The following is a 20,901-nucleotide window of genomic DNA, read 5'->3' as shown; positions in this document are numbered from 1 at the left end:
CAGCGTCAGAGCAGCGCGTGTGCCTTGTCGAGGACCACGCGCAGGATCTGCTCGATCTCGTCGAAGTGCGACTGGTCGCAGATCAGCGGCGGGGCGAGCTGCACGACCGGGTCGCCGCGGTCGTCGGCGCGGCAGTAGAGACCCTCCTCGAAGAGTCCCTTGGACACCGCGCCGAACAGGATCCGCTCGCACTCCTCGTCGCTGAAGGTCTCCTTGGTGTCCTTGTCCTTGACGAGCTCGATCCCGTAGAAGTAGCCCTCGCCGCGCACGTCGCCGACGATCGGCAGGTCCTTGAGCCGCTCGAGCGTGGCGCGGAAGGCACCCTCGTTGTCGCGGACGTGCTCCAGGACGTTCTCGCTCTCGAAGATGTCGAGGTTGGCCAGGGCGACCGCGGTCGACACCGGGTGGCCGCCGAAGGTGTAGCCGTGGGCGAACATCGCGCCGTCCTCGAGGAAGGGCTCCATCAGCCGGTCCGAGGCGATCATCGCGCCCAGGGGTGCGTAGCCCGAGGTGATGCCCTTGGCGCAGGTGATGATGTCGGGCTGGTAGCCGAAGCGGTCGGCGCCGAACATGTGGCCGAGCCGGCCGAAGGCGCAGATGACCTCGTCGGAGACGAGCAGGACGTCGTACTGGTCGCAGATCTCGCGCACCCGGTCGAAGTAGCCGGGCGGGGGAGGGAAGCACCCGCCGGCGTTCTGGACGGGCTCGAGGAAGACCGCCGCGACCGTGTCAGGGCCCTCGTTCTCGATGGCGATGGCGATCTGGTCGGCGGCCCAGCGCCCGAACTGCTCGGGAGTCAGCCCCTCGGGGGAGCCGTGCTCGGTCGCGCGGTAGTAGTTGGTGTTGGGCACCCGGAACGTCGAGGGCACCAACGGCTCGAACTGCTGCTTGAGGAAGGGCAGCCCCGTGATCGAGAGCGCACCCTGGGTGGTGCCGTGGTAGGCGATGGCCCTGCTGATCACCTTGTGCTTCATCGGCCGGCCGGTGAGCTTGTAGTAGTTCTTGGCCAGCTTCCACGCGGTCTCGACGGCCTCGCCGCCGCCGCTGGTGAAGAAGACCCGGTTGAGGTCACCGGGGGCGTAGGCAGCCACCCGCTCGGCCAGCTCGATCGCCGGTGGGTGCGCGTAGGACCACAGCGGCATGAACGCCAGCTCCTTGGCCTGCTTGGCCGCGGCCTCGGCAAGCTCGGTGCGACCGTGGCCCAGCTGCGAGACGAAGAGTCCGGCCAGCCCGTCGAGGTAGCGCCGACCCTTGTCGTCGTAGATGTAGGCGCCCTCGCCGCGCACGATGACCGGCACGTCGTGGTCCGCGTAGCCGCCCTGCCGGGTGAAGTGCATCCAGAGGTTGTCCTTGGCGGCGCGCTGCTGAGCATCCGAATCGAGAGCCATGGGCCCCATCATGGGCTGGTATCCCCCTTCTGGCAAGCCGAACACCAACGATTCCGAAGGTGCAAGCCCGTCTGGACAACGGGATGCGAAGAAGATGGTCTAGGGTGCCGACATGAGCTCGGACGCCACGGTCGACGCGAGCTGGGCCGGCTCGGCCCTCGTTCCCCTGTGGCTCGACAGCGCCGATCGTCCGGACCCCAGGCCGCCGGTCACCGAGGGCTGCGAGGTCGACCTCCTGGTCGTGGGCGGCGGATTCACCGGGCTGTGGACCGCCCTGCGCGCCCTCGAGCGCGACCCGACCCTCAGCGTGCTCCTCGTCGAGGGCGACCGCATCGCCGAGCACGCCACCGGTCGCAACGGCGGCTTCTGCGAGGCCAGCCTCACCCACGGTGAGGCCAACGGTCGCGCCCGCTGGCCCGAGGAGTACGACACCATCCACGCCCTCGGCCTGCGCAACCTCGACGAGATCGAGGAGACAGTCGACCGCTACGGCATCGAGTGCGGCTTCGTCCGCGGCGGCCAGCTGTCGGTGGCTCGGACCCCGCACGAGGTGGCGGCCCACGAGCCGGACCAGCCCGGCTTCCTCACGACCGAGGCCGTGCGCGAGATGGTCGACTCCCCGACCTACCTGGCGGGGCGCTTCGACGCAGAGGGGTGCGCGCTCGTCGACCCTGCACGACTGGCCTGGGGGCTGGCTCGGGCGGCGGAGGGACTCGGTGCCCGGATCGCGGAGGGCACCCGCGTCGAGGCGCTGCGCGAGACGTCGTACGGCGTCGAGGCGCGCGTGCGCGGCGGGGGGACGAGGTCGGTGGTGCACGCGCAGTCGGTGGTGCTGGCGACGAACGCCTTCCAGGGCCTCGTGCCACGACTGCGCTGGTCGGTGGTGCCGGTCTACGACTACGTGCTGGCGACCGAGCCGTTGACCGCCGAGCAGCTGGCGTCGCTGCGCTGGGACCCGGCGATCGGCGTCGCAGACTCCGGCAACCAGTTCCACTACTACCGGATCACGCCCGACCGGCGGATCCTGTGGGGCGGCTACGAGGCGGTCTACCACTACGGGCGCTCGGTCGCCCCGGGCAACTACGACCGCCCCCAGACCTTCGACCTGCTGGCCCGCAACTTCGCCGAGACGTTCCCCCAGCTCGACGGCATCCGCTTCACCCACCGCTGGTCCGGGGTGATCGACACGTGCACGCGGTTCTGCGCGTTCTGGGGGACCGCCCACAAGGGGCGGACCGCCTACGCGCTCGGCTTCACCGGGCTCGGCGTCGGGGCGTCGCGGTTCGCGGCCGACGTGCTGCTCGACCTGGTGACCGGTGAGGAGACCGAGCGGACACGGCTGCGCATGGTGCGCGAGACGCCGCTGCCGTTCCCTCCCGAGCCGTTCGCCTGGGTGGGGATCACCCTCACCCGCTGGGCCTTCGCCCGCGAGGACCGGACTGGCCGAAGGAACCTGTGGCTGCGCACGCTCGACCGGCTGGGCGTGGGCTTCGACTTCTAGGGGTGACCACTGCACCTAGGTCGCGCGTTGCTCGTACCAGGTACGAGTGATCAGCGACCCAGGTCATACACCCCGGATGAGGAGCCGCCGCTCGAAGTCCTCGAAGAGCTGCAGGAGGCGGGCATCTGCCGGCATCACCGCGAGAACGACTCGGTCAGCGTCAGCTTCACCGCGCAGAGTGGGCGCCGATACGCCTGACGCGATCGTCCCGCGACTGCAGGGCTCATCACGGCCGCACCGGGGTACGGGGGTCCTCGAGAGGTGGTGGGTCCATGAGTCCGGTACGTGTGAGGCCGCTGGGCGGCGCGATGGGGTGTCTGGTGATGATCGCGGTGTCGGTCGCGGCGTCGGTGCTGCTGACCCTCCTGCTGAACATGGACTGATCGCAGCGAGCGCCAGCCAGCCGTCCGGCTAGGTGCCGGGTGAAGTGGGCACATCCACGTCGACCTGCCCTCACTCGGAGAAGGAGCACAGCATGCCTGACCAGGACCCTCGAGAGCTCGTTGCCGAGATCATGGAGAAGACGCGGATCGCAGTCCTCACCTATGTCGACGACGTCGGCCGGCTCGTGTCCGTGCCGCTCGGGACCCAGGACTTCGACGACCCGGGCACGGTGTGGTTCATCACCGAGCTCGACACCGACAAGGTTGCCGCGATCAGGCAGCGCCCGGCCGTCAACGTCGCCTACGCCAGCGACAAGGGCTGGGTCTCGCTGGCCGGCAACGCCGAGGTGAGCGAGGACCGCGCCAAGCTCGAGGAGCTGTGGGACCCGTCGGTGTCGGCCTTCATGAAGGGCGATGCCCAGGACCCCAACAACGGCCTGATCAAGGTGACCGCGGACACCGCGGAGTACTGGGAGAACCCGGGCAAGGCCGCGATGGTGGTCAAGCTCGTCAAGGGGCTCGTGAGCGACGACAAGGCCGAGGACGAGGACGACGACAGTAGCGGCGTCGTACAGCTCTGACCCGCATCTGAATCCCCGGCCGGCCGGTGATTCCCAGATCAGTGCGTCAACCGGTCCAGGGCTGAGGCAACGACGCTGGGCCGTCGCGTGATCCGCTCCTCGAGGTCGGCGAGCGAGGCGGCGCGCAGGCCCGCGTTGATGCCGGCCCACCGCAGCGGCTCGCGCTCCCAGTCGGGGGACCGGTGGTCGACCCAGGGAAGCTCGGTGAGCGGCGTCGTACGACCCAGGACCAGATCTCGCAGGGTGCGGCCGGCGAGGTTGGTCGTGCTCACGCCGTCGCCGACGTAGCCGCCGGCCCAGGCCAGCCCGGTGTCGCGGTCGAGGCCGACGGAGGCGCACCAGTCGCGCGGGATGCCGAGCACTCCGCCCCACCGGTGGGTGACCTCGACGTCGCGCAGCACGGGGAAGAGGTCGACCAGGGTCTCTCGCAGCCTCTCGAAGACCCGGTGGTCGCGGGAGAAGTCGGTCGTGATCCGGGAGCCGAAGCGGTAGGGCGCCCCGCGGCCGCCGAAGACGAGCCGGTCGTCGGCGGTGCGCTGGCCGTAGATGATCAGGTGGCGGTGGTCGGCGAAGGTCTCGCGGCGCGCCAGCCCGACCTCGTCCCACTGGCTCGTGCTGAGAGGAGCGGTGGCGAGCACCAGCGAGTGGACCGGGGCGACGGCGCGCTCCTGCCCGGTCAGCCGCGGGGTGTAGCCCTCCGTCGCCCGCACCACGAAGTCGGCGGTGACGGTGCCGTGGTCGGTCTCGACCCGGTGGGGAGAGATCGTGCGGACCCTGGTGCGTTCGTGGACCGCGACACCTCGTCGCTCGACCGCGTCGGCGAGCCCGCGCACCAGGCGAGCGGGATGGATGGCCGCGCAGTCGGGTGTGTAGGTGGCGCCGAGTGTCCCGGTCGCCCGCAGGACGGCGTCCGCGGCAGCCTTGTCGAGCAGGGCCAGGTCGTCCTCGCCGCGACCCCGGCTCCGAGCCTCGTCCACCTCGGCGCGCGCCCGCGAGAGCTGGGCACGGGTGCGCGCGAGGGTGATGGTGCCGCCCTTGGCGAGGTGGGCGTCGATGCCCTCGGCGGTCGCGGCGCGCGCCACCTCGTCGACCGTCTCGCGCATCGCCCGGTGCTGGGCGGCGTCGAAGGGCGAGGGGAAGAGCGCCGAGCACCAGCCGCCGTTGCGCCCCGAGGCGCCGTACCCCGCGACCTCCGCCTCCAGCACCACGATGCGCAGGCCCGGGGCGGCCTCGGCGAGGTAGTGGGCGGTCCACAGCCCGGTGTAGCCCGCACCCACGATGGCGACGTCGGCCCGGGTCGACGCAGGCAGCGACGGGCGAGGGGTCCAGTCGGTCCCGGCCGTCTCGTGCCAGAAGGAGAGCCCGGACCAGCGGGAGCCGGTCAGCGCACACCCCACGAGTAGGTCTGCTTGCGCAGCTGGAGGTACATGAACGTCTCGGTGCCGGTCACACCCTCGATGCGACGGATCTTCTGCGAGACCAGCTCGAGCAGCTCCTCGTCGCTGGAGCACACCGCCTCTGCGAGGAGGTCGTAGGAGCCAGCGGTGATCACGACGTAGTCGACCTCGTCCAGCTCGGTGAGCCTGTCGGCCACCGGCTCCAGCGGTCCGGTCACGCGGATGCCGATCATCGCCTGGCGGGCGAAGCCGAGCTGGAGGGGGTCGGTGACCGCGACGACCTGCATCACCCCGCTGTCGGTCAGGCGCTGCACGCGCTGTCGTACGGCGGCCTCGGAGAGCCCGACCACCTTGCCGATAGCGGCATAGGACCGGCGCCCGTCCTGCTGGAGCTGCTCGATGATCGCCTTGGAGACGTCGTCGAGCTGGACGGGGGCGGAGTCGCGATGAGGCCGAGTCGTCACCGGCGAATCGTGGCACTCGCTGGCGATCCGCACAACTACCGTGCCCAGACCTCTGGAATTCGTTGCAGGTGCGTCGTGGTTCGACGGATTCCCTTGTCCGAGAATCTGATGCGTGGCACGATCCGTCCACCGAGTGTGAACCCCCCGAGGAGGATCCGCATGAGCAGGTGGACGAGCACGAACGGGCCCTACCGAGGCGACGACAGCGCGGCGGACCGGCTGGCACGGCAGCTGGCCCGCGAGATGATGTCCCGCCGCAACGTGCTGCGCGGCGTCGGGCTCGGTGCCCTGGGTCTCTCCTCGGCCAACCTCCTCGCAGCCTGCGGCACCTCGGGCACGCAGCAGAGCGCCGAGGAGTGCAAGAGCGAGGACCTCAGCGACACCGAGGCGAAGCTGGTGTTCTCCAACTGGCCGCTCTACATCGACGAGAAGGGCAAGCGGCTCCCGACCCTGGAGGACTTCGAGAAGCAGTCCGGGATCGACGTCACCTACAACACCGACATCAACGACAACAACCAGTTCTTCGCCAAGGTCCGCAACCAGCTCGGCGCCTGCGAGCCGGTCGACCGCGACATCATCGTGATGACCGACTGGATGGCTGCTCGCATGATCGGCCTCGGCTGGATGCAGGAGCTCGACATGTCGGCCATGCCGAACGTCGAGGCCAACATGGTGGAGTCGCTGCGCAGTCCCGCCTGGGACGAGGACCGCAAGCACTCCGTGCCGTGGCAGAGCGGCCTGACCGGCATCGCCTACAACTCCAAGTACACCGGCGAGATCGCCAGCTGGGAGGAGTTCTGCACCCGTCCCGACCTCAAGGGCAAGATCAGCATGCTCTCCGAGATGGGCGACACGATGGCCTTCTTCCTCAAGACCACCGGGGCCGACCCCGAGGACTTCGACGACGAGGACTGGGCCGCCGCGATCGAGCGGCTGAGGGAGGTCGTCGACTCCGGCCAGGTGCGCCGCTTCACCGGCAACGACTACACCGGGCCGCTCAACAAGGGCGACCTCGTCGCGGCGGAGGCCTGGTCGGGCGACGTCATCGTCATGCAGTACGACAACCCCGACATCAAGTTCATCGCCCCCGAGGAAGGCCTCGGTCTCTGGAGCGACAACATGATGGTGCCCAACAAGGCCGACCACCGCGCCAACGCGATGAAGCTGATGGACTACTACTACGAGCCCGAGGTGGCGGCCCGTGTCGCGGCGTGGGTCAACTACATCTGTCCCGTGCAGGGGGCGGAGGAGGAGATGGCGAAGATCGACAAGTCGCTGGTCGGCAACCCGCTCATCTTCCCGACCGAGGACGACCTCGCCGGCACCTTCTCCTTCATGAACCTCGACACCAAGGTGCGCGAGGAGTACGACAAGGAGTTCAACCAGGTGATCGGCGCCTGACCGCGATGGACGCTGAGATCACCGAGCCGGGCTCCGGCGGCGACCTGGTCCTGTCGGGACTGACGAAGCGGTTCGGCTCGTTCACGGCCGTCGACGACCTCGACCTGACCGTCCCCGAGGGCCAGTTCTTCGCCCTGCTCGGGCCCTCGGGCTGCGGCAAGACGACCACGCTGCGGATGGTCGCGGGCCTGGAGGACCCCACCGCCGGGACCATCCGGCTCGGGGAGGACGAGATCACCCACCACAAGCCCTACCGCCGCCCGGTCAACACCGTCTTCCAGAGCTATGCGCTGTTCCCCCACCTGACCATCTTCGAGAACGTCGCGTTCGGGCTGCGCCGGCAGAAGCGCAAGGACGTGAAGGGTCCCGTGCGCGACATGCTCGAGCTCGTCGAGCTCGGGGAGTACGCCGACCGCAAGCCCGCGCAGCTCTCGGGCGGGCAGCAGCAACGGGTCGCACTGGCCCGTGCGCTGATCAACCGGCCGAAGGTGCTGCTGCTCGACGAGCCGCTCGGTGCCCTCGACCTCAAGCTGCGCCGCCAGATGCAGCTGGAGCTCAAGCGCATCCAGACCGAGGTCGGGCTGACCTTCGTGCACGTGACCCACGACCAGGAGGAGGCCATGACGATGGCCGACACCGTCGCGGTCATGAACGGCGGCCACATCGAGCAGCTCGGCTCGCCGGTGGAGCTCTACGAGCGGCCCTCCACCACGTTCGTCGCCAACTTCCTCGGCCAGTCCAACCTGTTGCGCGGCAGCGTCTTCGGGTCCGACCCGCACAGCGTCGGCGTCGAGGTCGAGGGCGCCCGGCTGCACGCCCGGCGGGCGGAGGGCTCCGACGCAGGTGCCGCCGAGGGTGCAGTCTGGGTCGGGGTCCGCCCCGAGAAGATCTACCTCGCCACCGCCGGCAGCGACCCCGGCGACGACTCCAACACGCTGCGTGACGGTGTCGTGTCCGACGTGAGCTTCATCGGCGTCAGCACCCAGTACGTCGTACGCATGCCGTGGGGCCAGCAGCTCACGGTCTTCGAGCAGAACACCGGGGCACGCGAGCGGTTCCGTTCAGACGACAAGGTCGACCTGCACTGGATGCCCGACCACTCGTTCCTGCTCGACGCCTCCCAGGACGCCAACGCGGGAGTCGAGCACGAGGAGGGCGCGTGAGCCTTGCCCACGGGATCGCGCCGGGCGGTGCCCCGGGGGCGGTGGCCGACCCGCCGGAGCGTGGCCGGCGCAGCACGCGCACGGCCGTCCTGCTCCTGACCCTGCCCCTGGCATGGCTCCTGGTCTTCTTCATCGTGCCGCTCTTCTCCCTGGTCGGCACCTCGCTCTACGACCCTGCCGGGTCGCTGGAGACCGGCTACGCCATGACCGGCGAGGTGGCCAACTACTTCAACGTCCTCGGCGACTACCGCGAGCAGCTGGTCAGGTCGCTGGTCTACGCCGGCATCGCGACGCTCGCCTGCATCGCGCTGGCCTATCCCCTCGCCTACGCGATCGCGTTCAAGGCCGGGAGGTGGAAGAACCTGATGCTGGTCGCGGTGATCGCGCCGTTCTTCACCTCGTTCCTGATCCGCACCCTGTCGTGGCAGCTGATCCTCGGTGACCAGGCCTGGATCGCGGACGGCCTGCGCTGGCTCCAGGTGCTCGACCCGGACGGACGGCTGCTGTCCACCCCCTTCGCGGTGGTGACCGGGCTGACGTACAACTTCCTGCCGTTCATGGTGCTGCCGCTCTACGCCTCCCTCGAGAAGGTCGACCCACGGCTGATGGAGGCCGGCGCCGACCTCTATGCCTCGCCCTTCACGACATTCCGCAAGGTCACGCTGCCGCTGTCGCTCCCGGGCCTGGTGGCGGGCACGCTGCTCACCTTCATCCCAGCAGCCGGCGACTACATCAACGCCGAGCTGCTGGGCAATCCCCAGACGCAGATGATCGGCAACGTCATCCAGAACCTCTTCGAGGGCGGCTCCTACCCGGAGGCAGCGGCTCTCTCGGTGACCCTGATGCTCCTGATCACCGCGATGGTGTTGTTCTACATCCGTCGCGCGGGCACCGAGGAGCTCGTATGACCAGGCTCGGACGGTGGCTCGGCGACCACCTGGTGCTCGGCGTCGGGGTGCTGGTGCTGCTCTACCTCCTCACGCCGGTCTTCGTCGTGATCCTGATGTCGTTCAACGACCAGGCCTCGCGCATCAGCTACCAGTTCGACGGGTTCACCCTCGACAACTGGCGAGCCCCGTGCGAGCCCAACGGGCTGTGCGACTCTGTCTCGCTGTCGATCCGCATCGCCCTGCTGGCCACGCTGGTCGCGACGGCGCTGGCGACGCTGATGGCATTCGCGCTCGCGCGCCATCGCTTCCGCGGCCGGTCCGGCGTCAACGTGCTGACCTTCCTGCCGATGGCCTCGCCCGAGATCGTGATGGGCTCCTCGCTGCTGGCGCTCTTCGTGACGACCGGCTTCGCCGGCTCCTTGGGCTTCTGGACGATCCTGATCGCGCACATCCTGTTCTGCCTCAGCTTCGCGGTGGTGACGATCAAGGCGCGGCTGGCCGGCCTCGACCCACGGCTGGAGCAGGCGGCGATGGACCTCTACGCCAATGAGGTCCAGACCTTCCGGAAGGTGACGTTCCCGCTGGTGTTCCCAGGCATCCTGGCGGCCGCCCTGCTGAGCTTCTCGTTGTCCTTCGACGACTTCATCATCACCAACCTCAACGCCGGGCAGCGGGTCACCTTCCCGATGTACGTGTGGGGAGCCGCCCAGCGTGGCGTGCCGCCGCAGATCAACGTCATCGGCACGGTGATGTTCTTCGCCGCCCTGGCGCTGGTGGTCCTCGGTGAGCTCAACAGCCGCCGGCGTTCGCGCGTCGCGGCGGGCTGAGCGACAGGTGCGCACACTCTTCCGCGGTGGTGGGCTCTTCGACGGCCACCGGCACCTGTCCGATCACGCGCTCCTGGTCGAGGACGACCGAGTCGCGGCGGTGCTGCCCGAGGGCGACGCATCCGACGCCGCCGCCGGCGCCGACCGGGTGGTGGACCTCGACGGTGGCCTGGTCGCGCCGGGCTTCATCGACGCCCACGTGCACGTCGTGCAGGGCGGGCTGGAGCGCATCCGCTGCGACCTGTCCGGGGTCTCGTCGCGCGAGGCGTACGTCGAGGCGGTCGCCGCCTATGGGGCCGCGCACCCGGAGGCGGACTGGATCCTCGGCGGCGGCTGGGAGATGGCAGCCTTCCCGGGCGGCAACCCGACGGCCGCCGACCTCGACGCCGTCGTGCCCGACCGGCCGGCCTTCCTGCCCAACCGCGACCACCACGGCGCGTGGGTGAACAGCCGTGCGTTGACGCTGGCCGGCATCCACGCGGGCACCCCTGACCCGCCAGACGGTCGCATCGAGCGAGACAACTCGGGAGCGCCGACCGGCACCCTGCACGAGGGCGCGATGGCAATGGTGTCGCGGCTCCTGCCGCCCACCACGGACGAGGAGCTCCGACAAGGCCTGCTCGCGGGCCAGGCCCATCTGCACGAGTCCGGAGTGACGGCCTGGCAGGACGCCATCCTCGGCACCTACGCAGGGATGGACGACCCGTCCGAGACCTACCTGAGGGCCGCGCAGTCGGGAGACCTCACGGCGACCGTCGTCGGGGCCCTGTGGTGGGACCGCTCGGCCGGGGTGGACGGTGTCGCGGCGCAGGTGGCCGACCTCGTCGCACGCCGAGAGGCCTACACGCACGGGCGACTGCGGGCGACCTCGGTGAAGATCATGCAGGACGGCGTCGCCGAGAACGGCACGGCCGCGATGCTGGATCCCTACCTCGATCGCTGTGGCCACGCCACGGCCAACCGTGGTCACAGCTTCGTGCCGGCCGCTGTTCTCCGGCAGGCCGTGCTGGCGCTGCACACGGAGGGCTTCCAGGTCCACGTACACACGATCGGCGACCGCGGTGTGCGCGAGGCGCTCGACGCGTTCGCCGGCACCGCGGGTGTCGTACCCCGGGCGGGACATCGCGAGCCGCGCCACCAGCTGGCGCACGTCCAGCTGGTCCACCCCGACGACGTGCCGCGCTTCGCCGAGCTCGGCGTCGCCGCCAACCTGCAGATGCTCTGGGCCTGCCACGACGATCAGATGGTCGACCTGACGCTGCCCGTCCTCGGGCCCGAGCGGTCACGCTGGCAGTACCCCTTCGCCGACCTCGACCGCGCCGGCGCCCCCTTGGCGTGCGGCAGCGACTGGCCGGTGTCGTCCCCCGACCCGCTGGCCGCCATCCACGTCGGCGTCAACCGCACGGCGTACGACACCCCCGGCCGCGAGGGGGAGGACCCGTTCCTGCCCGAGCAGGCCCTCACCCTCGAGCGCGCCTTCGCGGCCTACACGTCGGGCTCTGCACGGATCAACCACCAGGACGGCGATCGGGCGGCAGGGGAGCTGCACCCCGGTGCGGTCGCCGACCTGGTGGTCCTCGACCGAGACCCCTTCGCCGGGCCCGTCGAGGAGATCGGCGCGACGCGGGTGCGGTCGACGTGGGTCGCCGGGCGCGTGGTGGCCGAGCCGCTGCCGTGAGCGACCTGGTGGGGATTCAGTCGGCCCGGGTTGTCGTGAGTGGCGGATTCATCAGCATTTCCGGGCGAGACCTACAGATTCCGCAGCAGACTGGCTAGTCTCCCTGCATGGCAGACAAGACGTTCCGCAACGTGGTCAACGGCGAGCTGGTCGACTCGGTGTCGGGGGAGACCTACGACGTCATCGACCCCACCACCGGCGAGGTCTACGCCCAGGCGCCGAAGTCCGGCGCCGAGGACGTCGACCGGGCCTACCGGGCGGCGGCCACAGCGTTCGAGACGTGGGGCGAGACGACGCCCCAGGACCGCAGCAACGCGCTGCTCAAGCTCGCCGACGCGATCGAGTCGCGGGTGGAGGAGATCAACCAGGTCGAGTGCCGCGACACCGGCAAGCCGCTCGGGCTCACGATGGCCGAGGAGATGCCGTACGCCTCCGACCACTTCCGCTTCTTCGCCGGTGCCGCGCGGGTGCTCGAGGGGAAGTCCGCTGGGGAGTACATGGCAGACCACACTTCGTGGGTGCGACGCGAGCCCATCGGCGTCGTCGGCCAGGTGACGCCGTGGAACTACCCGCTGCTCATGATGATCTGGAAGATCGCCCCGGCGCTCGCCGCCGGCAACACCATCGTGCTCAAGCCCAGCGACACCACGCCGGCCAGCTCCACGCTGCTGGCGGAGATCGCCCAGGAGTTCCTGCCGCCCGGCGTGCTCAACGTCGTCACCGGCGACCGCGACACAGGGCGCGAGCTCGTCGCCCACAAGATCCCGCAGATGGTCGCCATCACCGGGTCGGTGCGCGCCGGCATGGAGGTGGCCGGCTCGGCGGCCGCCGACCTGAAGAAGGTCCACCTCGAGCTCGGCGGCAAGGCCCCGGTGATCGTCTTCGACGACGCCGACATCGAGAAGGCCGCCGAGGGCATCGCCGGCGCCGGCCTCTTCAACGCCGGCCAGGACTGCACCGCCGCCACCCGCATCCTCGCCGGTCCGGGGGTGCACGACGAGTTCGTCGCGGCGCTCGCCGAGCAGGCCCGGGGGATGCCGACCGGCGACCCGGCGAACGAGGACACCTACTACGGCCCGCTCAACAACGCCGACCAGCTCTCCCGCGTCTCGGGCATGGTCGACCGGCTCCCCGACCACGCGAAGGTCGAGACCGGCGGCACCCGCCAGGGCAGCGTCGGCTACTTCTACGAGCCGACCGTGCTGTCGGGGCTGCAGCAGGACGACGAGCAGATCCAGACCGAGATCTTCGGGCCGGTGATGACCGTGCAGAAGTTCAGCGACGAGGCCGAGGCGCTGCGCTGGGCCAACGGCGTGCAGTACGGCCTGGCCTCCAGCGTCTGGACCAAGGACCACGCCCGAGCCCTGCGGATGTCCAAGCGCCTCGACTTCGGCTGCGTGTGGATCAACACCCACATCCCCTTCATCTCCGAGATGCCCCACGGCGGGTTCAAGCACTCGGGCTACGGCAAGGACCTCTCCATGTACGGCCTCGAGGACTATACGAGGATCAAGCACGTGATGAGCTACATCGGTCAGGACTGACGCGATGCGCATCCTGCTGGTGGGCGCCGGCGGCGTGGGGTCGGCCTTCTGTGCCATCGCCGCCCGTCGGGACTTCTTCGAGAGCGTCGTGGTCGCCGACTACGACGAGGGACGGGCCAACCGGGCGGCGGAGGCTGATCCGCGCTTCAGGGGTGCGCGCGTCGACGCGTCCTCCGCCGACTCGGTGGCCGCCCTGTGCCGCGAGCACGACATCACCCACGTGATGAACGCCGTCGACCCGCGATTCGTGATGCCCATCTTCGAGGGTGCGTTCGCGGCAGGGGCCGACTACCTCGACATGGCGATGTCGCTCTCGCGGCGGCATCCGGAGGTGCCCTACGAGAAGGTCGGGGTGAAGCTCGGTGACCTGCAGTTCGCCAAGTCCGGCGAGTGGGAGGCGGCCGGGCGGCTCGCGCTCTGCGGGATGGGCGTCGAGCCGGGGCTGTCCGACGTGTTCGCGCGCTACGCCGCCGACCACCTGTTCTCCGAGATCGAGGAGCTCGGCACCCGCGACGGCGCCAACCTCGCGGTCCATGACGAGGACGGCAACGAGATCTTCGCGCCGTCGTTCTCGATCTGGACCACGATCGAGGAGTGCCTCAACCCGCCGGTGATCTGGGAGCGGTCGCGCAAGGACGCCGACGGCGGGTGGTTCACGACCGAGCCGTTCAGCGAGCCGGAGGTCTTCGACTTCCCCGAGGGGATCGGGCCGGTCGAGTGCGTCAACGTCGAGCATGAGGAGGTGCTCCTGATGCCGCGCTGGATCGACGCCCAGCGGGTGACGTTCAAGTACGGCCTCGGCGAGGAGTTCATCGGCGTGCTCCGCACCCTCCACGCGCTCGGGCTCGACAGCACGCACCCCGTCCGGGTGCCGTCGGCCAAGGGTGCCGTCGAGGTCTCGCCGCGCGACGTGGTGGCGGCAGTGCTGCCCGACCCGGCCTCGGTCGGCCCGCGGATGACCGGCAAGACGTGTGCCGGGCTCTGGGTGACGGGCACCGGCAAGGACGAGCAGGGCAACCCGACGGGGCCGAGGTCGTCGTACCTCTATCACGTGGTCGACAACGAGTGGTCCATGCGCGAGTACGGCCACCAGTGCGTGGTCTGGCAGACCGCGGTGAACCCCGTCGTCGCCCTGGAGCTGCTAGCTCGTGGTGACTGGAAGGGCTCCGGCGTGCTGGGCCCGGAGGCCTTCGACGCGGTGCCGTTCCTCGACCTGCTCAGGGAGTACGGCAGCCCGTGGGGGCTGCGCGACGACCAGGTCTGACCGGTCCTCGCCGGCGGGACGGAAGGTCCGTCAGCGTCGCCGGACCTTGACCTTCTTGCGGACCGTCGGCTTGTCGGCCCCCTCGGTCGTGAGGGTGATGCGCGCCTTGCGCACCTTGCCCTTGGGTAGTGCGTTGAGTCCCTTGCGGGTCAGGGTGAGCTTGACCTTCGTGGTCCTGCCTGCGGCCATCCGGTAGCTGCGCGCCTTGCTCAGCGCCCTGTCCTTCTTCTGGGTCCGCAGCTGGGCCAGACCTGCGCAGCCGGCCTCGGCGGACGCAGGGCAGGCGACCTTGACGGTCAGCTTCTTCCCCTTCGCCTTCAGCGGCTTGCGGCCGACCTTCACCGTGCCGGCCTCCACCGGGGCGGCCTCGAGCGGCGGCGGGGCGGTCACCGGGGCAGTGATCGAGCCGCCGCCCCACGTGGGTTGAGTCCCCTGCACGAGCTGACGGGGCGTGCCACCCTGCGCCCCCACGACGTAGAGCCAGCCGTCACGCCCCTGGAAGACGATGCGCGTGCCGTCGGGAGAGAAGGAGGGGTTCAGCCCTTCGCCGACCTGGGTGATCTTCGCGCCGCTCGCCGCGTCGTAGACGTTGACGACCTGCTCCTCCCCCACCGGATTGTCGGCCAGGGCACCGGCGGCCTCGGGTTGCAGGCCGAGCGCGGCCGCGACGAGGGTGCCGTCTGGAGACCCGGTCGGGTGGGAGAAGACCACGTCGCGACCGCCGGGCGCCTGCGGCGAGGGCTCGCGGACCCGGGTGACGCACGTGTCGGCGTCGTCGGTGGGGTTCGCGACGACGCACAGCTGCTCCTCGGGGCCGAAGTCGCCCTCGCCGAGGTCACGGCTCACCAAACCGCTGCCCAGGAAGCCGACCCCGGTCGTGCCGGAGTGGTTGACCGGGGTCGCCCCGGCGCTCGGCCAGTACCTCGCAGCGCGGTAGTGGACCACCTGGAGGCACATGCCGCCGCACACGTAGGTGTAGCGAAGCTCGAGCTTGGTGTACCAGAACGTCGCGGCCACGGCTGACCCGTCGGGCGAGATCGCCACCTCGTTGAGCCCCTCGACGCCGGTCGCCCACTGCTCGGGGAGGTTGCTGCCGTAGGGGCCGGCGATGACGTCCCAGCCCCGCGCGGCGGCGATGCGGTTGCCGTCGAGGGAGACGCTGGGGTGCTGGTAGCCGGCCGAGTCGCTGGTGATCCTGGCGCTGGCACCGCTGTCGGGGTCGACCGCGCAGAGGTCCATCCCGCAGACGTAGACGATGCGCCCGGCCGTGGCCTGGGCCTGGGCCTGCGCGGGACCCCGGTCAGGAGCGGCGGTTGCCGGAGCGCCCGGCGACAACGCTGCCACGAGCGCGATCAACGCACTGATCAGGACCTGAGCTGGACGACCGCGCACGACGTGTTCCTTCCCCCGGGTGACTTGCCGCTCGTCACCCTAGGGGAACCACATCGCGTCTCACCACCACTCGCGCAGCCATCCCTGCATCATGAAGATCTCGACGTGCTGCTCGTCGCGGATGGACTCAGCCAGCTCGGCGACCTCGTCGTGCTCGACGAGCTCCTGCATCAGCAGCTGCTGCGACATCATGACCGCCGCCATGTGGTGCCCGACCATGTCCTCGAGGAAGACCCGGTCGAGCTGGTCGCCCGACAGGTCGGCCAGGTCGCGCATCATGGGGTCGTAGGTCGGCGCCTCGCCCCGGTCGGGGTACCAGTCGTCGAGCCACCCCTCCATCAGGGCGATCTGGGCCGTCTGGGACGCGACGATGTCCTTTCCGAGCTGTCGCATCTCAGGTCGCTCCGAGCGCTGGAGCTCCTCTGCCGCGGCGACCGCCTCCTCGTGGTGGAGGACCATCTCGGACAGGTAGCCGACCTCGTCGGTCACCTGCATGTCACCGTGCATGCCGTGCTCCGACATGTCTCCGGATGACATGCCTCCGTGCATGCCGCCGTGGCCGGTCGCGCCATGACCTCCGTACGACATCATGACGCCGTCGCGGTCGGGCCGCGGGTCGTCGTCGGCAACACTCATCGCCGCCACGGTGGCCAGGCTCGCGACCACGGCGGTCGCGGCGGCTGCACCCAGTGCCAGGCTGCGCCTCATCACCCCTCCTACGTCTCGGGTGCTTCCAGCCTCCCGCTGCGGGACCTGTGCCACCAGAGTCGAAAGACCCCTCGAGGGGGTCGCATCCACTCCGGGGACGGGGGTACACCCCTCGCATGAGAGTCGCCGTCACGGGAGCGTCCGGCAACATCGGCAGCGCGGTGCTGCGCGAGCTCACGAGCGGGGGCGAGCACGAGGTGGTCGCGGTCGCGCGCCGCAATCCCGGCCAGCCGCCCGACCCGGACCCCTCGGTCCGCTGGGTCAGCGCCGACGTCGGGCTCGACGACCTCACCGACCTGCTCGCGAAGTGCGACGCGCTGGTGCACCTGGCATGGAAGTTCCAGCCGACGCACGAACCTCAGGTGACGTGGACGACCAACGCCGTGGGGAGCCGGCGGGTGCTCGGCGCCGCGGCGCGGGCAGGCATCGGGAAGGTCATCGTGTCCTCCTCGATCGCCGCCTACTCGCCCGTCGTGCACGACGAGCCCGTGCGCGAGGACTGGCACACCGACGGCGCCTCGGAGGCGGCGTACTGTCGTGAGAAGGCCTACGTCGAGCGGGTGCTCGACACCTTCGAGGCCGAGAACCCCGACATCGACGTCGTACGGATGCGACCGGCGTTCGTCTTCCAGCGGTCGGCCGCCAGCGAGCAGCGACGCATCTTCGGCGGCGCGCTCGCCAGGCCGTCGCTGCTGGACCGACGCCGCATCCCGGTGCTGCCCGTGCCGGCCGGTCTCAGGTTCCAGGCGGTGCACAGCGGAGACGTCGCGCGAGCCGTGGCCGCGATGCTGCGCAGTGGTGCCCGCGGTGCCTTCAACCTCGCCGCCGAAGGGGTCCTCGGCCGGCACGAGCTGGGTGAGCTGATGGGGGCGCGGACCTTCGAGGTGTCACCGACCCTGACCCGGCACGCCCTCGACGCCGCGTGGCACGCGCGGGTCCTGCCGGTCCCGGGCAGCCTGTTCGCGGCGCTGCAGATGCTGCCGCTGATGGACTCCACCCGCGCTCGCACCGAGCTGGGTTGGACGCCGCGTCACGATGCCGCCAGCGCGGTCGAGGCCGTGCTGCTCGGTATGCCCGAGCGGGCCGGGAGCCAGATGCCGCCGCTGCACCCTTGACGGGTCAGCGGCGAGTCGCCTCGCCCGGGCGGTCGGGCCCGAGGTCCGCCGCCCGCACGAGCACGGCCAGCACCACCGCCGCCAGCAGCAACGCGGGTACGTCACCCCAGAGGTGTCCGCGGTGATCCTCGGCCCCGAGGGCCTGCACGCCCATGATCACCGCATGGACGGCGCTGGACCACACAGCGAACCAGATCAGGCTGAGATGGGCCGATGGGTTGCGAGCCGCGTTGACGAGGAAGGCGCCCAGGGTGAGGTAGAGGCCCACGATCATCATGAAGTAGCGGGAGTCGTGGGGAGCGCCTTCGTGCCAGGCCCACCCCGAGGGCCACACGGCACTGATCGGGTAGAGCAGGAGCATCAGCAGGCCGACCGCGACCAGCGCGCTCCGCAGAAGAAGCATGCGAGAGGTCGCCATGCGGGCTCCGATCGTGATCTACCGGAGCCAGTATGCAGTCACCAGCAGCGGTTCCACAGCCCCCGGGCGTGGGTCTGCGCCGCGCGCTCGGCGCTGCGGTACCAAGCAGTCCTGGTGAAGGGGTCGTCGCGGTAGACGTAGACCTGCGCGTGCCCGGTGATCACCTGCCGCCGTCCCACGTCGCGGCCGTTGCGGATGACGTAGCGCAGCAGCCGGCCGTAGCGGTCGACGGCCGCCTGCGACGGGTCCGAGCGCAGCACGACCCGCGAACCCACGGGTGCCTCCTGGTGCATGGCCGAGGTCGCGAGCTCGCCGCCGCACTCACGCCGGCCGTACTTCTCGGGGGTGTCGATGCCGAGCAGCCTGACGTCACGGATGCCGACTCCTCGGATCCGCACCTTGAGGGTGTCGCCGTCGGTGACCTTGACGACGTTGCCGACGTCGCGTCGTACCGGACCGCTGTTGCCGGAGCCCTCGGGGTTGGTGGTCGGCGAGGGGGAGGGGGAGCTCGTCGGGCTGGTGCCGGCGAACGGCTGGGGGGCCTGGCCCGTGCTGCACGGGCACGGGTTGCTCTCGCAGACGACGCGGTCCCAGTCGGAGTCGAGCCGGTGCGGGTCACCCGGTCCCGCGCTCACGAAGAACGCCTGCGCCGCGGCCTGGGTCGCGAAGTCGCCACAGTCGCGGTCGGAGGCCTGCGCCGGGGACTGGCCGATCAGCACCAGGAGCGGGAGGGCGAGGGCGAGGACGAAGACACGGAGGACCATCGATCCAGACTGCGCCGATGACGATCGCCAGGGGCCGGATCAGCCCCAAATGACTCGAACGGGCCACCTCGCCACCGCCATGATGGAGGGATGAAGCGACTGGTCGGGCTCGCCCTCGCCGTCGTCCTGGGTACGACAGCGTGCTCGGCCTCGCGGACCGACCCCGCCGCCCGTCCGGCCCAGCAGCCCAGCCCCGGCCACCGGACCATCACGCTGGCGCCCGAGACCGTTCCGCCCGGCGTCGGCGTGTCCTTCATCCAGTCACGCTTCGACGAGGGCACCCGCCGCGCCCAGGTCAGGGTCTCCAACGGCACCGTCCGGGTGTTGCCCGTGCAGGCCGTCGGCGTGGACTGGGCCGGCTTCCCCGGCGACGTGCAGCCCGCGGACTACGACGTGCCCGCCCAGTCGATCGTCGACCTGCGCTACCGGCTGTCACGACCCGACTGCGGTCCGGACGTGGGTGCGGCCCCCATGCGCGGCGTTGTCGTGACGCGAGCGCGCACCTACCGCGCCGACATGCCCGCGGACGGTCGGCGGTTCCTCGAGCGGCTGCACGCGACCGCCTGCGCCGAGCAGGACATCGCCGACGCGGTCGACGTCCGGTGGGACGTCGCCGGCGAGGCCGGTGACGGCCTCGTGCTCAGCAGGACGGGACGGGCCGACCCCGACCCGATCGCCGTCGAGCAGGTGCAGGGCTCGGTGCTCTTCGACCTCGCGGTCGGAGCCGGCGCCGGCCTGGCCGCCGAGGACGAGAAGGTCGTCGTACCCGTCCAGCTGTCAGCGGGCCGGTGCGACGAGCACGCACGCAGCCAGAGCACGCAGACCTTCATCTGGCGCGTGTGGCTGCGCCTGGGCGACGGACCGCTGCTGCCCCTGGTGCTCGAACCGCCACGGCGTGACCACGCGGACCTGCTCGCGTGGCTCGACCGTGAGTGCGCCGGGTACACGGGCCACTGACCGGGACCACTGACCGGGGCTAGGGTCGAGCGCATGCACGGACACGACCACGAGCCGCACCCGCACCGCCACGACGACTTCGACGACGCAGCGGCGACGTGGGACGACGACCCCAGTCACGAGGAACGTCAACAGGCGGTGGCCCGCGCGATCCGCGAGGCCGTGCGGCTCGAGCCCGGGACGCGAGCCCTCGACGTCGGGGCGGGGACGGGTCGCCTCAGCATCCTTCTGGCCGACCACGTCGGCACGATCACGATCACGGACCCCTCGGCCGGCATGGTCCAGGTCGCCCAGGAGAGCATCGAGGCCGCGGGGCTCGCGGACCGGGCGAAGGCGCTGCAGGTCGACCTGACGCGCGACACCATCGACGGCGAGTACGACGTCGCCTGGAGCTCGATGGCGCTCCACCACGTGCGCGACCTCGACGCGATGCTCGCGGCCGTGCGCCGCCTGCTCGTGGACGGCGGCCGGCTCGCCATCGCCGACCTGGAGCAGGACCCCGACGGGGCGTTCCATGCCAACAAGGTCGACTTCGACGGTCACCACGGCTTCGACCGGGACGAGCTCCGCCAGCGGCTGACCAGCGCAGGGTTCGGAGACGTCGCGTTCGTCGACGCCACCAGCATCACCAAGGAGGACCGGGACTTCGGCGTCTTCCTGTGCACCGCGACGAAGCTCGCCGACTGACCCACGTCCTCACCGAAAGCCACGACCCGGGCGGACGAACCGCGGCGGGACAGGTCCAGCCGCGTCCACGCGCTCCGCGGCCGCAGTTCGTCGTCCGGTGTCGACCAGTCTCGGCGCCGCGAGCTCACTGGGTGTGTCCCTAGTGACGACGCCGGTTGCCGGATCTGGTCCTGGGTCAATGGAACAAGCGGCCGAGATCCGGATCGTGATGCTGCCGTTGACGCCGTCGGCGATCTACCCTGATCAACGTGCAGGTCCCCCGTCGCCGACTCACCGGGCGCGACGGCCTGATGACAAGCCCACAAGTGTGGACGTCTGGCCGTATCCGGCCGAAACCCTGACAGGCACCCTCGACGTGTCCGAGGAAGGCTGTGCGGTC

The 20,901-nt window shown here is 70.4% G+C and carries 19 protein-coding genes; 12 read left to right on the top strand and 7 right to left on the bottom strand.

Going from position 1 to position 20,901, the window contains the following annotated elements; translation table 11 throughout:
* Positions 1-5 precede the first annotated feature (5 nt).
* Positions 6-1,388, bottom strand: coding sequence for an aspartate aminotransferase family protein (locus EXE58_RS05790; RefSeq protein ID WP_244242447.1), 1,383 nt, complete (start codon positions 1,386-1,388; stop codon positions 6-8).
* Between the two features lie 112 nt (positions 1,389-1,500).
* On the opposite strand from EXE58_RS05790, the gene EXE58_RS05785 reads away from it, so the two are divergent.
* Positions 1,501-2,889 (top strand): NAD(P)/FAD-dependent oxidoreductase, encoded by a 1,389-nt coding sequence (locus tag EXE58_RS05785; RefSeq protein ID WP_135266978.1) that lies wholly within the window; start codon positions 1,501-1,503, stop codon positions 2,887-2,889.
* Between the two features lie 475 nt (positions 2,890-3,364).
* Positions 3,365-3,853, top strand: a complete 489-nt coding sequence (locus tag EXE58_RS05780) for a pyridoxamine 5'-phosphate oxidase family protein (protein WP_135266977.1) — start codon at positions 3,365-3,367, stop codon at positions 3,851-3,853.
* 38 nt (positions 3,854-3,891) lie between these two features.
* Here the strand turns inward: EXE58_RS05780 and EXE58_RS05775 are convergent, their stop codons facing one another.
* Both EXE58_RS05775 and EXE58_RS05770 read right to left on the bottom strand, forming a co-directional pair.
* Complete coding sequence (locus tag EXE58_RS05775; RefSeq protein ID WP_244242446.1) at positions 3,892-5,250, bottom strand: NAD(P)/FAD-dependent oxidoreductase; 1,359 nt, start codon at positions 5,248-5,250, stop codon at positions 3,892-3,894.
* Positions 5,235-5,714: an Lrp/AsnC family transcriptional regulator gene (locus EXE58_RS05770; RefSeq protein ID WP_208544141.1), complete on the bottom strand. Its 480-nt coding sequence runs from the start codon at positions 5,712-5,714 to the stop codon at positions 5,235-5,237. Before EXE58_RS05770 ends, EXE58_RS05775 begins: the two co-directional genes overlap by 16 nt.
* 159 nt (positions 5,715-5,873) lie before the next feature.
* Between EXE58_RS05770 and EXE58_RS05765 the strand changes: the two genes are divergently transcribed.
* From EXE58_RS05765 to EXE58_RS05735, 7 genes are all read left to right on the top strand, one after another.
* Positions 5,874-7,115: an ABC transporter substrate-binding protein gene (locus tag EXE58_RS05765; RefSeq protein WP_244242445.1), complete on the top strand. Its 1,242-nt coding sequence runs from the start codon at positions 5,874-5,876 to the stop codon at positions 7,113-7,115.
* A 5-nt stretch (positions 7,116-7,120) separates the two neighbouring features.
* A complete protein-coding gene (locus EXE58_RS05760; RefSeq protein ID WP_135266976.1) occupies positions 7,121-8,278 on the top strand; it encodes an ABC transporter ATP-binding protein in 1,158 nt (385 codons plus the stop codon).
* Positions 8,275-9,186 (top strand): ABC transporter permease, encoded by a 912-nt coding sequence (locus EXE58_RS05755; RefSeq protein ID WP_135266975.1) that lies wholly within the window; start codon positions 8,275-8,277, stop codon positions 9,184-9,186. The genes EXE58_RS05760 and EXE58_RS05755 overlap by 4 nt, the downstream gene beginning before the upstream one ends.
* The gene (locus EXE58_RS05750; RefSeq protein ID WP_135266974.1) at positions 9,183-9,995 is read left to right on the top strand and encodes an ABC transporter permease; all 813 of its coding nucleotides are present in this window, start codon (positions 9,183-9,185) and stop codon (positions 9,993-9,995) included. The genes EXE58_RS05755 and EXE58_RS05750 overlap by 4 nt, the downstream gene beginning before the upstream one ends.
* Positions 9,996-10,002: 7 nt before the next feature.
* Positions 10,003-11,673, top strand: coding sequence for an amidohydrolase (locus EXE58_RS05745; RefSeq protein ID WP_135266973.1), 1,671 nt, complete (start codon positions 10,003-10,005; stop codon positions 11,671-11,673).
* A gap of 107 nt (positions 11,674-11,780) precedes the next feature.
* Positions 11,781-13,217 (top strand): gamma-aminobutyraldehyde dehydrogenase, encoded by a 1,437-nt coding sequence (locus tag EXE58_RS05740; protein WP_135266972.1) that lies wholly within the window; start codon positions 11,781-11,783, stop codon positions 13,215-13,217.
* Between the two features lie 4 nt (positions 13,218-13,221).
* Entirely contained in the window at positions 13,222-14,481 is a 1,260-nt protein-coding gene (locus tag EXE58_RS05735) for a saccharopine dehydrogenase family protein (protein ID WP_135266971.1), read from the top strand.
* Positions 14,482-14,511: 30 nt separating this feature from the next.
* Here EXE58_RS05735 and EXE58_RS19665 read toward each other — a convergent pair whose 3' ends face one another.
* Entirely contained in the window at positions 14,512-15,873 is a 1,362-nt protein-coding gene (locus tag EXE58_RS19665) for a TolB family protein (protein ID WP_208544140.1), read from the bottom strand.
* Between the two features lie 60 nt (positions 15,874-15,933).
* A complete protein-coding gene (locus EXE58_RS05725) occupies positions 15,934-16,581 on the bottom strand; it encodes a DUF305 domain-containing protein (protein ID WP_135266970.1) in 648 nt (215 codons plus the stop codon).
* 116 nt (positions 16,582-16,697) lie between these two features.
* On the opposite strand from EXE58_RS05725, the gene EXE58_RS05720 reads away from it, so the two are divergent.
* Positions 16,698-17,696 carry an NAD-dependent epimerase/dehydratase family protein gene (locus EXE58_RS05720; protein WP_135266969.1) on the top strand — a complete coding sequence of 333 codons (999 nt, stop codon included), beginning with the start codon at positions 16,698-16,700 and terminating at the stop codon, positions 17,694-17,696.
* A gap of 4 nt (positions 17,697-17,700) precedes the next feature.
* Here the strand turns inward: EXE58_RS05720 and EXE58_RS05715 are convergent, their stop codons facing one another.
* Entirely contained in the window at positions 17,701-18,114 is a 414-nt protein-coding gene (locus EXE58_RS05715; protein ID WP_135266968.1) for a DUF6632 domain-containing protein, read from the bottom strand.
* A gap of 38 nt (positions 18,115-18,152) precedes the next feature.
* Complete coding sequence (locus tag EXE58_RS19425) at positions 18,153-18,878, bottom strand: thermonuclease family protein (protein ID WP_167288704.1); 726 nt, start codon at positions 18,876-18,878, stop codon at positions 18,153-18,155.
* Positions 18,879-18,968: 90 nt separating this feature from the next.
* Between EXE58_RS19425 and EXE58_RS05705 the strand changes: the two genes are divergently transcribed.
* Both EXE58_RS05705 and EXE58_RS05700 read left to right on the top strand, forming a co-directional pair.
* A complete protein-coding gene (locus EXE58_RS05705) occupies positions 18,969-19,835 on the top strand; it encodes a putative periplasmic lipoprotein (RefSeq protein ID WP_135266967.1) in 867 nt (288 codons plus the stop codon).
* Positions 19,836-19,868: 33 nt separating this feature from the next.
* Positions 19,869-20,522, top strand: coding sequence for a class I SAM-dependent methyltransferase (locus tag EXE58_RS05700; RefSeq protein ID WP_135266966.1), 654 nt, complete (start codon positions 19,869-19,871; stop codon positions 20,520-20,522).
* The last annotated feature ends 379 nt before the right edge of the window (positions 20,523-20,901 follow it).

This window comes from Nocardioides seonyuensis (genome assembly GCF_004683965.1).
GTDB classification, from domain to species: Bacteria; Actinomycetota; Actinomycetes; order Propionibacteriales; family Nocardioidaceae; genus Nocardioides; species Nocardioides seonyuensis.
The sequence above is the reverse complement of the archived record's forward strand: the minus strand, read 5'-3'. Positions and strand labels throughout refer to the sequence as shown.